Consider the following 9,505-nt stretch of genomic DNA (forward strand, 5'->3'; position numbering starts at 1 on the left):
GCCACGAGGCCGCGCGCAGGGCGATGCCGCCGCTGTCGGCGCGCCGGACGAACAGCCAGAGCGCTTCGCCGCCCGCAGCAAGTTCGACGGAGAGGTCGTCGATTTTCTGCGAGACGATCGGAGTAGCGGCCGCGAGCTCGCCGCGAACGCGAACGAGATCGGGCGTCAGCGGCGTGTCGCGGCGCGTCTCCACGCGCTGGTCAGTCACCGAAACAGGCCTTGGGGACATGGGTGATCCGACAGGCAAGATCGGCTTCCCCCGACGCGACGATATAATGATCGCCGCCATCGGCGATGCCCGTCGTGAAGACGACATCGCGTATATAGAGCTTGTCTTCGAGCGGACGCGTAAGCTCGGGGTTCGCCTCGAGGAGCGGCTGGTGATCGGTGCGGAGGACGACCGAGGGATCGTCGAGATCGAGGAGCGACCAGTAGGTGCGGTAAATGCCGACGATTTCTTTCGGCTCGACCCCATGCCAGAGCGTGAGCCATCCCGCGTCGGTACGGATCGGCGGTGTGCCGCCGCCGATGCGCGCGGTCGCCACCGTGTCGGCATGCGGACGGATGCCGGGGGCCTCATGAGGCTTCCAGTGCAGAGCATCGGGCGAGGTCGCGAGGTTGATCGAGGGGCCCGCGCGCCACTTCGATCCCGGCGGATAGGCGAAATAAAGATCGCCGAGCGGCCGCGTCTGCGCCCAGTAGCGGCCGTCGATCAGGCCCTCGAAGATCAGCATGTCCTTGTTCTGATGATCGAGAACGATCCCCTCGAAGACCCATTCGAGGCCGTTCGCCGAACTGTAGAGCGTCGTCGAGTGGCGCTCGGGGCTCACCGAACAGGTGGTCATCAGCCAGCGCCTTCCGACCCGGCTGATGCGCGCGTCCTCGACACCATAGCATTGGAAATCCGCGCCCGGATCGACCGCCTTGTCGTAATGGACGGCAACGATCTCGAGCCCGTCGGGCGAGAGCTCGACGGGAAGCAGCCACGAAAGCGAGGTTAGTGCCATGACCCGCCAGCTACCGCCGTGCACCATGAACTTTCTGGGATCCGACGTATCGCACAGCTCGAGCGGCCAGCTATCGACCTTGTAGCGCCCAGCCTCCCACCGGATTGAATGGACATGACCATCCTCGATCGGGACCCGGAGCGCCTCGGCGACGCGCACCATCATCAGGAGATTGCCCGAGGCGAGGCGCAGCAGGCCCGGGTTGAAGGCCCCGAGCACATAGGTCTCGCGGCCGAGGTGGCCCGCGAGCGGCGAGCGCGACAGATCGACATCGTCGGGGCCGAAGACCAGCCGATCGGTCGCGAATTGCATGGGTACCGCTCCTTCGCGCAGGCCGGTCAGCGTGCCGGCTTGGAAGCCGGTTTGGGCGATGCCGATGTGTCGCCGCCTTTCTTCTTGCCGCCGCCCGCCGCATCGAGGTCGACGTCTCCTTCACGCGGCCAGTGCCGAAGCGCGGCGCAGGCATCGAGGAAGGCGGTGACATCGCCGGGTTTGGCCAGCGCGATGCAGGCCTCGTCGAGCTTGTCGGCGAGGCCGGCGGCCGCGAAGAGCGGCGCCGCTTCGGCGCCATGTCCGATAAATTTGCAATGCGCGAAGGCGTCGCTGACGAAGTCCTTGGCCGCCGCATCGCCTGCGAGCAGTGCCGCCCCGTCGTCGCTCGGGAGAAGCGCGACCGCGTCGAACAGCACCGACGGCCCGCCGTCGATCTTGTGCCGGCCCGCGACGCTCGTGCCGTCCGAGAGCGTGATCCCGCCGATCTTCGGTGCAACCAGTTCCCAGACAGCGCCGGCGGCGTCGACCGCCTTGGTCAGCGCCTTGAAGACCCGCGCATCCGCGCCGTCGGTCGCGAGGATTCCGAGCTTGCGTCCGGCGAAGCTCGCCGGGCCGTTGAGCAGGATACTGAGCGGCCGGGAAGGGGGAAGGTCGGCGAGCGGCTTTGTTGCGGCCTTGGCGGGCGCCGGAAGCGGCAGCCCCAGGCCATCGGCAACCGTGGCTGCGAGGCCGCGGTCGATATGGAGGAGATGCGATACGGTGCGGGCGCGAATGTCGGGGCGTTCGACCTTCGACAGCTCGAAGACAAGCGCGTCGCCGATATGCTTCTGCTCGATCGGGGTCTGGCTCACGAAGAATTGCCGCGCCTGGCTATAGTGGTCGGCGAAGCTCTCGGGGCGGATGCGCCGCTTGGCGCCTTCGGCCTCTTCGGGGAAGCTCGCAAAGCCGCGCGCGGGATCCTCGCGCGGGCCGCCGTCCGTCGGTCCCCAGCTGTTCGGCTCGTAATTGGCGCGGCCGACGGGGTTTCGCATCGCCATATGACCGTCCTGCTGGAAATGCGCCATCGGGCATTTGGGCGCATTGATCGGGATATGGGTGAAATTGGGGCCGCCGAGCCTTTTGATCTGCGTGTCGAGATAGGAGAAATTGCGGCCCTGCAGCAGCGGATCGTTCGAGAAGTCGATGCCGGGGACGATGTTCTGGGTGCAGAAGGCGACCTGCTCGGTCTCGGCGAAGAAATTGTCGACGACGCGGTCGAGAACGAGGCGGCCGACGGTGCGGATCGGCACCTCCTCCTCGGGGATGAGTTTGGTCGCATCGAGCACGTCGAATTCGAACTTGTCCGCGAAGGCGTCGTCGAACAGCTGAACGCCGAGTTCCCATTCGGGAAAATCGCCGCTGTTGATCGCATCCCAGAGGTCGCGGCGATGGAAATCGGGGTCGGCGCCGTTGATCTTGACCGCCTCGTTCCACACCACCGACTGGAGGCCCTGCTTAGGCTTCCAGTGGAATTTGACGAAGGTCGATTTGCCCTTCGCGTCGACGAGGCGGAAGGTGTGGACGCCGAAGCCTTCCATCGTGCGAAACGAGCGGGGGATCGCGCGGTCCGACATCACCCACATGATCATGTGGAAGCTCTCGGGCATCAGGCTCACGAAATCCCAGAAATTGTCGTGGGCCGATTGCGCCTGCGGGAAGGCCCGATCGGGCTCGGGCTTCACCGAATGGACGAGGTCGGGGAATTTCATCGCATCCTGGATGAAGAAGACCGGGATATTGTTGCCCACGAGATCCCAATTGCCTTCCTTGGTGTAGAGCTTCACCGCGAAGCCGCGCACGTCGCGTGCGAGGTCGAACGAGCCTTTGGAACCCGCGACGGTCGAGAAGCGCACGAAGGCGGGCGTGCGCTCGCCGACGCGCTGGAAGATGTCGGCGCGGCTGACGTCGGCGAGGCTGTCGGTAAGCTCGAAATAGCCGTGCGCGCCATAGCCGCGCGCATGAACGACGCGCTCGGGGATGCGCTCATGGTCGAAGTGAAAGATTTTCTCGCGGAAATGGAAATCCTCGAGCAGCGTCGGGCCGCGCGGGCCCTGCTTGAGGCTGTTCTGGTCGTCGGCGACCGGCACGCCATGCTGGGTGGTGAGCGGCGCATGGCCGGCGCCCGCCTGATGCGTCTCGCCGCCGGTGCCACGATCCTCGCCGTAGCTCTGCATGATCGGCGCATCGGCCGGAAAGAGCGGTGCCTTGCGCGGGGACTCTCCGCCTATGTCCTTTCCTGCAATCGCAGCGGCGCTCTGCCCACGGCGCGGCTTCGGCTTCGCGGCGTCCGCGCGGGTGGAAGAGGGGGCGGTGGGGGATTTGGCCATGTCGGATCTCGCTTTGTCTGAAGGGGCGCAGCAGTTGGGCGGAACGCGGTCCGCGGGCGTGCAAGCACGCCCTCCGGACCCGGCGATGGAACGAGTTTGCGCTTTGAAAGTTGCTGCACCGGGCATGCGATTAACCTCGATCATGACGATTCCGCTTCCCTTGTGAGGGGTTGCCGGGCTTTCGGAATGTTCGCAGTCGAGCAGGCCCGCTCATGCATTTCGGACGAAACAGGGAACGTCAGTGATGTTAACCGATCGCTTCTTGAGAGACCGTCGCGGGGTAAGCCTCGAGGCCGGCGAGCGCGCGCGCCTCGAAGCCGCCATCAGCACCACTTCGACCGTCGAGTCCCGCAAGATCATCGCGCGCGCCGGCGAATGGCTCGACCAGAGCACGCTCCTCGTCGAGGGCATCATGTCGCGCTATCTCGACGACCGGGACGGTCTTCGCCAGCTTGTCGCGATCCACCTGCCGGGCGACTTTGTCGACCTCCACGCCTACCCGCTGAAACACCTCGACCATGATGTCGGTACGATGACCCCGGCGACGATCGCGATCGTCCCGCATGTCGAGCTCGACGCGATCACCGAGGAAATGCCCGAGCTGACGCGCAAGCTCTGGTTCGCGACCTTGCTCGATGCCGCAATCCACCGTGCGTGGCTCTTCCGGCTCGGCCGCCTCGATGCCATCGGCCGCGTCGCGCATTTCTTCTGCGAGACCAATGTGCGTCTCCAGTCGGCGGGGCTGAGCGACGGGCGTCAGTTCACGCTCGGACTGACGCAGGCCGATGTCGCCGAGATCTGCGGCCTGACGACCGTGCATGTGAACCGGGTCGTACGCCATCTTCGCGAGGAAGGGCTTTGTACGTTCCGCAACGGCAAGGTCGAGATTCTCGATGCCGCGAAGCTGGCGCGGCGCGGCCAGTTCGATCCCGCCTATCTCTATATCGACGATCCCGCATCTCCGCCGCCCCCAGACCAGAGGCCCCGCCGATGACCGGTGTTTTGTCTTCCCCCCAGCCGCCCGAGACGGAAGCGGGGGTCGCCACCGCCGAAGATGGCGTTGTCCTGCTCGATGGCCCCGACGGTGTCGCGGTGACGATGACCCCGGCGGCGGCGCGCAGTACCGGCGAAAGCCTTATCGAGGCGGCGAGGCGTGCGGAAGCACAGCTCGCGGCCAGGCGGTCCTGAAGGATCGCCTGATCGCGCCCGTACGGGGGCGACGGGGCCGTCGCCGATTTGGCGCCAGGGAGCCGACGCACAGCGCGCGGCGCCGATAAATGCATTGATCGATGTTGCATCGCCGCCGTCCGGGGGAACGCAGTGATACGGCGGCGGGTTCTGCCCGGGAGCGGCGCCAGCGGGTGCCGCCGACCGAGGAGAAGCCGCACGTGGAAGAGGCCGCCGGACTGATTGCGCCTGCCGCGACGATGATCGCGGCGATGATGACGGCAGCCAATCTCGGCGCGCGCGTGACCGGCTCGGGCTTCGTCGTGTTCACTTTGGGCTCGCTCGCCTGGTCGGTCGTCGGGTTCACATCGGGCCAGACCAATCTTCTTGCGACCAACCTGTTTCTGACGCTCGTCAATCTCGTCGGTATATGGCGCTGGCTCGGCCGCCAGCGCGGCTATGAGGATGGCGCGCGGCGTGCCGCGAAGCGAAGCCGGATCGCGGCCTCGCCGACGCTCTTCGCCGCCAGCGCGTTAGGCGGTCTTCCGGTGAGCGATATCCGCGGCGAAGTTGTCGGCCAGGCGGTCGATGCGATGATCGAATGCGAAAGCGGCTGCCTCTCTTATGTCGTCGTCGCGAGCGGCGGGCTCGGCGGCATCGACGAGACGCTCCGCGCGGTACCGGCGACGATGCTCGACTGTCATGCCGACGGGCTCGTGCTGCTGATGAGCGCGGCGGAATATGAGAAGCGCGATACGCTCGACGGCGCCGCCTGGCCTGCGCGGCCCCCACGCGGACAGATAGCCACGGAGGCGTCGCTCGCCCCCACGGCGGCGGCGGGCGATGGGCCGAGGGGTACCAGAAAGGAAGGGGCCCATGACGCGGCTCAAGGATAATGGTCTCACCGTCGTGCTTCTGCTGCTGTTCGCAGCGTCGATCGTCGGCCATTGGGTAACGGGGTGGCATGTCGCGCTCGCGGACGCTGCGCGGCACCATCAGCCCGGTCTGTCGCTCTGGGCCTATGGCGGCAGTCCGCAATTCCTGTCCTCGGTGTTCGAAAACTGGGAAAGCGAGTTTCTCCAGATGTCGGCCTATGTCGTGCTGACGGCGATGCTCGTTCAGCGTGGCTCGTCGGAATCGCGGGGTCCCGACGCGCCGCTGCGCGACGCCGATCTTGCCGCGCAGGCGCGCAAGCCCGGTGCCCCTGCGGTGCTGCGCAAGGGTCGTCTCGCGCGCGCTCTCTATGCTCGGTCGCTGGGGCTGGTGCTCGCGATGCTGTTTCTTGCCTCCTTCATCCTCCACTGGACGCAGAGCGCGCGCGCGGCCGCCGAGGACGCGCGCGAGCATGGCGAAATCGCCCTTTCCACCTTCGCCTATCTCGGCGACCCCGGCCTCTGGTTCGAATCCTTCCAGAACTGGCAGAGCGAATTTCTGTCGACCGCCGTTCTCGTGCTCTTGTCGATCTTCCTTCGTCAGAAAGAGTCGCCCGAATCAAAGCCTGTCGCCGCTCCGCACGCGGAGACGGGATCGTGACGGCGAATGGCCGAGCGAACCGGCGTGCGTGTTACTGCTCCGCTGCCCCGGTGCCTGTCTCGCTGGGCGCTCGGAGCGCCGATTTAATCCTCGAACCGCGGAACGATCGCAGCGGACGGGCGTCAGTCGTTCATCGCCCCGAAGCCGGGGCCGCTTCCCCCGACCGGCGCCGGCCCCGCCGACGCTCCCCAGATGACGCCCGGCCTCTGCCCGGGCGGGAGATGATCCATGTCCAGATCCAAGAATGACCTTCCCGATCCGTTGATTCTCGCCGCCGCGGGCGCGGGCATCGCCTTGCTCGTAACCGGCGCGGCGCTCTGGCAGCGCCGTCGGCACCGCGAGAGCCGAGGGCAAGAAGAAACAATCGCGACCGACGCGCCGCATTGGACGCTCGACAAAACCTCTTCCCGCGCGTTGTTTGGCAAGTCGGTGCTGATCAATCGCCCCCGACCCGAGCTCTATGCGGCATGGACGCCCGAACGCTTTCCCGAGTTCATGGAGAATGTGGTCGCGGTCGACGACCTCGGCGACGATGTCTCGCAGTGGACGATCAAGGCGCCCGCCGGGCGCGAGGTGACACTGGTCAACCGCATCACCGAGCGCGTCGAGGACACATCGATCTACTGGCAAAGTACGCCGGCCTCCGACATCGCGAACAGCGGCGAGGTGCGCTTCACCGACGCGCCGGCGGGGCGAGGCACCTATGTCAGCCTGATCCTCGCCTATGACCCGCCCGCCGGGAAGGTCGGGCGCCTCGCCGCCAAGCTCCTTCAGCGCGAGCCCGAAGTGCAGGCGCGGCGCGACCTTCACCGTTTCAAGCAGCTTATGGAAACGGGCGAAGTGACGACCAATGCTTCGCCCTCCGCGCGAGGCGCCGAGAGCCCTGCCGAGCCGCACATCTGAACGCCGAACCGCAGCACAATCACATCAAGGAGAAGGCCATGCGCGCCGTTACCTGGCAGGGACGCCACAAGATCAGTGTCGAAACCGTTCCCGATCCCGAAATCGTCAACCCGCGCGATGCGATCATTCGCGTGACCTCGACCGCGATCTGCGGCTCGGACCTTCATCTTTACGACGGCTATATTCCGGGCATGCGCGCGGGCGATATCGTCGGCCACGAATTCATGGGCGAAGTCATCGAGACCGGCGCCGCCTCGACGCTGAAGCGCGGCCAGCGCGTCGTCATTCCCTTCACGATCAGCTGCGGCCAATGCTTCTTCTGCGAGAAGCAGCAATATAGCGCCTGCGACAACAGCAATCCGTCCGAGACGCGCGATGCATCCGAGCTGATGATGGGTCATGCGATGGGCGGGGCGTTCGGCTATGCGCACCTTACCGGCGGCTACGCCGGAGGGCAGGCCGAATATGTCCGCATTCCCTATTCGGATGTCGGGCCGGTGGTCATTCCCGACGACCTTGCCGACGACGACGTGCTGTTCCTCTCGGACATCTTGCCGACGGGCTGGCAGGCGGCGGTCAACGCCGACATCGAGCCCGGCGACACCGTCGCGGTCTGGGGCTGCGGCCCCGTCGGCCTGTTCACGATCCAGTCGGCGCTGCTGCTCGGCGCCGGGCGCGTGATCGCGATCGATCACTTTCCGACGCGCCTCGCGCTCGCGAAGAAATATGGTGCAGAGATCCTCGACTATACGAAAGTCGATGTCCGCGAGGCGCTCGCCGAAATGACCGGCGGCATCGGGCCTGACGCCTGCATCGACTGCGTCGGCATGGAGAGCCACGGGTTCACGGTCGACAACATCCTCGACCAGGTGAAGGTCAAGCTGCTCGCGTCCACCGAGCGCATCCACGCCTTGCGCCAGGCGATCCTTGCGTGCCGCAAGGGCGGCCGTCTTTCGATTCCCGGGGTTTACGGCGGTTTCGCCGACAAATTCCCGCTCGGTCAGCTCATGGAGAAGGGCCTCACTGTCAAGAGCGGACAGACGCATGTCCAGCGCTATTCAGGCGAGCTTCTCGATATGATCCAGGGCGGCAAGTTCGACACCGTCTCGCTCATTTCACATCACGCATCGCTCGAGGACGCGGCCGAGATGTACCGGCACTGGCACGACGAGCAGGACCTCTACACGAAGATCGTCCTGAAACCCGGCCTCAAGAAAGGGGACATCTCGGCCCGGCAGGAGCTGCAACATGCCTGATCGCAAACTCGCTGTCGTCACCGGCGCCTCGAGCGGTATCGGCCGCGAGATCGCCCTACTCGCCGCGAAGGATGGTTACGACCTCATCGTCGCGGCCGACGAGCCGCTCGTCGATGCTGCCGCGGGCCTCCTTGCCAAGGGCGTCGAGGTCGAGGCGGTGGAAGCCGACCTCGCGACTGCTGCCGGGGTCGAACGTCTTCTTGCCGCTGCGGGCGGCAGGCCGATCGACATTCTCGTCGCCAACGCGGGTCATGGCCTCGGCCACGGTTTTCTCGACCAGCCCGTCGACGCGTGGCGTCACGTCATCGACACAAATATCACCGGCACGCTGTTGCTGCTTCAGCCGGTCCTGAAGGCGATGGTCGCGCGCGGCGAAGGCAAGGTACTGATCACCGGCTCGATCGCCGGGCATCTCGCCGGCTCCTTCCAGGCGGTGTACAACGGCACCAAGGCCTTCGTCGACAGTTTCGCCGCGGCGATTGGCAATGAATTGAAGGACAGCGGCGTCACCATCACCTGTCTCAAACCCGGCGCGACCGAGACGCGCTTTTTCGAGCGGGCCGGCATGCTCGACACCAAGGTCGGGCAATCGGAAAAAGACGATCCCGCCGATGTGGCGAAAACCGGATGGGACGCGCTCCTCGCAGGAGAGCATGCGGTCGTTCACGGGCTCAAGAACAAGGCGCAAGTCCTCGTATCGGGCGTTCTCAGCGAAGCGGCGACAGCCGAGATGCACCGAAAGCTGGCCGAGCCGGGGTCGGGGACGCAAGGCTGATCTGGCCGATCCGGCATCATTTGGTGAAGAGGAGACGATCATGAACAATCGCAATGACAGCAGGGATGGGGGCTCCGCCGGGGACGGGTCGCTGCCGCAAGAGCCCGTGGAACGCCGGGAGAATGTCGGGACGACCGCGCCCGACCGCTATCCCGCCGGGGAGCGCGAGGCCGGCGACGTATCGGGCGCCGCCAACCGCGGCCATCGGCGCAGCACCGGCAGCGG

11 protein-coding genes are annotated in these 9,505 nt (G+C 66.0%); 8 read left to right on the forward strand and 3 right to left on the reverse strand.

The features are described from left to right. The 3 genes from VN047_RS08795 to VN047_RS08805 form a co-directional block, all read right to left on the reverse strand. A partial coding sequence (locus VN047_RS08795) for a hypothetical protein (RefSeq protein WP_325541816.1) occupies positions 1-208 on the reverse strand: 208 nt, incomplete at its 3' end. Next, positions 201-1,319 (reverse strand): glycosidase, encoded by a 1,119-nt coding sequence (locus VN047_RS08800; protein WP_325541818.1) that lies wholly within the window; start codon positions 1,317-1,319, stop codon positions 201-203. The genes VN047_RS08800 and VN047_RS08795, both read right to left, overlap by 8 nt. Positions 1,320-1,345: 26 nt before the next feature. Beyond that, positions 1,346-3,493, reverse strand: coding sequence for a catalase (locus VN047_RS08805; RefSeq protein WP_325541835.1), 2,148 nt, complete (start codon positions 3,491-3,493; stop codon positions 1,346-1,348). Between the two features lie 397 nt (positions 3,494-3,890). Between VN047_RS08805 and VN047_RS08810 the strand changes: the two genes are divergently transcribed. The 8 genes from VN047_RS08810 to VN047_RS08845 all read left to right on the forward strand — a co-directional run. Further along, positions 3,891-4,640: a Crp/Fnr family transcriptional regulator gene (locus VN047_RS08810; protein WP_325541819.1), complete on the forward strand. Its 750-nt coding sequence runs from the start codon at positions 3,891-3,893 to the stop codon at positions 4,638-4,640. Then, the gene (locus tag VN047_RS08815) at positions 4,637-4,834 is read left to right on the forward strand and encodes a hypothetical protein (RefSeq protein ID WP_325541821.1); all 198 of its coding nucleotides are present in this window, start codon (positions 4,637-4,639) and stop codon (positions 4,832-4,834) included. Before VN047_RS08810 ends, VN047_RS08815 begins: the two co-directional genes overlap by 4 nt. Positions 4,835-5,034: 200 nt before the next feature. Further along, positions 5,035-5,709 (forward strand): PRC-barrel domain-containing protein, encoded by a 675-nt coding sequence (locus tag VN047_RS08820; RefSeq protein ID WP_325541823.1) that lies wholly within the window; start codon positions 5,035-5,037, stop codon positions 5,707-5,709. Beyond that, positions 5,690-6,346: a DUF6766 family protein gene (locus tag VN047_RS08825; protein WP_325541825.1), complete on the forward strand. Its 657-nt coding sequence runs from the start codon at positions 5,690-5,692 to the stop codon at positions 6,344-6,346. Before VN047_RS08820 ends, VN047_RS08825 begins: the two co-directional genes overlap by 20 nt. A 228-nt stretch (positions 6,347-6,574) precedes the next feature. After that, on the forward strand, positions 6,575-7,249 hold the full coding sequence (locus VN047_RS08830) for an SRPBCC family protein (protein WP_325541827.1): 675 nt from the start codon (positions 6,575-6,577) through the stop codon (positions 7,247-7,249). A gap of 38 nt (positions 7,250-7,287) precedes the next feature. Beyond that, complete coding sequence (locus VN047_RS08835; protein ID WP_325541829.1) at positions 7,288-8,505, forward strand: zinc-dependent alcohol dehydrogenase; 1,218 nt, start codon at positions 7,288-7,290, stop codon at positions 8,503-8,505. Further along, positions 8,498-9,280 carry an SDR family NAD(P)-dependent oxidoreductase gene (locus VN047_RS08840; RefSeq protein WP_054728027.1) on the forward strand — a complete coding sequence of 261 codons (783 nt, stop codon included), beginning with the start codon at positions 8,498-8,500 and terminating at the stop codon, positions 9,278-9,280. The genes VN047_RS08835 and VN047_RS08840 overlap by 8 nt, the downstream gene beginning before the upstream one ends. A gap of 40 nt (positions 9,281-9,320) precedes the next feature. Continuing rightward, positions 9,321-9,505, forward strand: a 185-nt coding sequence (locus VN047_RS08845) for a hypothetical protein (protein WP_414712685.1), incomplete at its 3' end; no start/stop codon positions are given.

This window comes from Sphingopyxis sp. (assembly GCF_035565275.1).
Classification (GTDB): domain Bacteria; phylum Pseudomonadota; class Alphaproteobacteria; order Sphingomonadales; family Sphingomonadaceae; genus Sphingopyxis.

Bases quoted from the DNA above. Each gene is read 5' to 3' on its own strand.
- VN047_RS08825 (WP_325541825.1), top strand. From the start codon at position 5,690: ATGACGCGGCTCAAGGATAATGGTCTCACCGTCGTGCTTCTGCTGCTG.
- VN047_RS08800 (WP_325541818.1), bottom strand. From the start codon at position 1,319: ATGCAATTCGCGACCGATCGGCTGGTCTTCGGCCCCGACGATGTCGAT.
- VN047_RS08835 (WP_325541829.1), top strand. From the start codon at position 7,288: ATGCGCGCCGTTACCTGGCAGGGACGCCACAAGATCAGTGTCGAAACC.
- VN047_RS08830 (WP_325541827.1), top strand. From the start codon at position 6,575: ATGTCCAGATCCAAGAATGACCTTCCCGATCCGTTGATTCTCGCCGCC.
- VN047_RS08840 (WP_054728027.1), top strand. From the start codon at position 8,498: ATGCCTGATCGCAAACTCGCTGTCGTCACCGGCGCCTCGAGCGGTATC.
- VN047_RS08815 (WP_325541821.1), top strand. From the start codon at position 4,637: ATGACCGGTGTTTTGTCTTCCCCCCAGCCGCCCGAGACGGAAGCGGGG.
- VN047_RS08810 (WP_325541819.1), top strand. From the start codon at position 3,891: ATGTTAACCGATCGCTTCTTGAGAGACCGTCGCGGGGTAAGCCTCGAG.
- VN047_RS08805 (WP_325541835.1), bottom strand. From the start codon at position 3,493: ATGCAGAGCTACGGCGAGGATCGTGGCACCGGCGGCGAGACGCATCAG.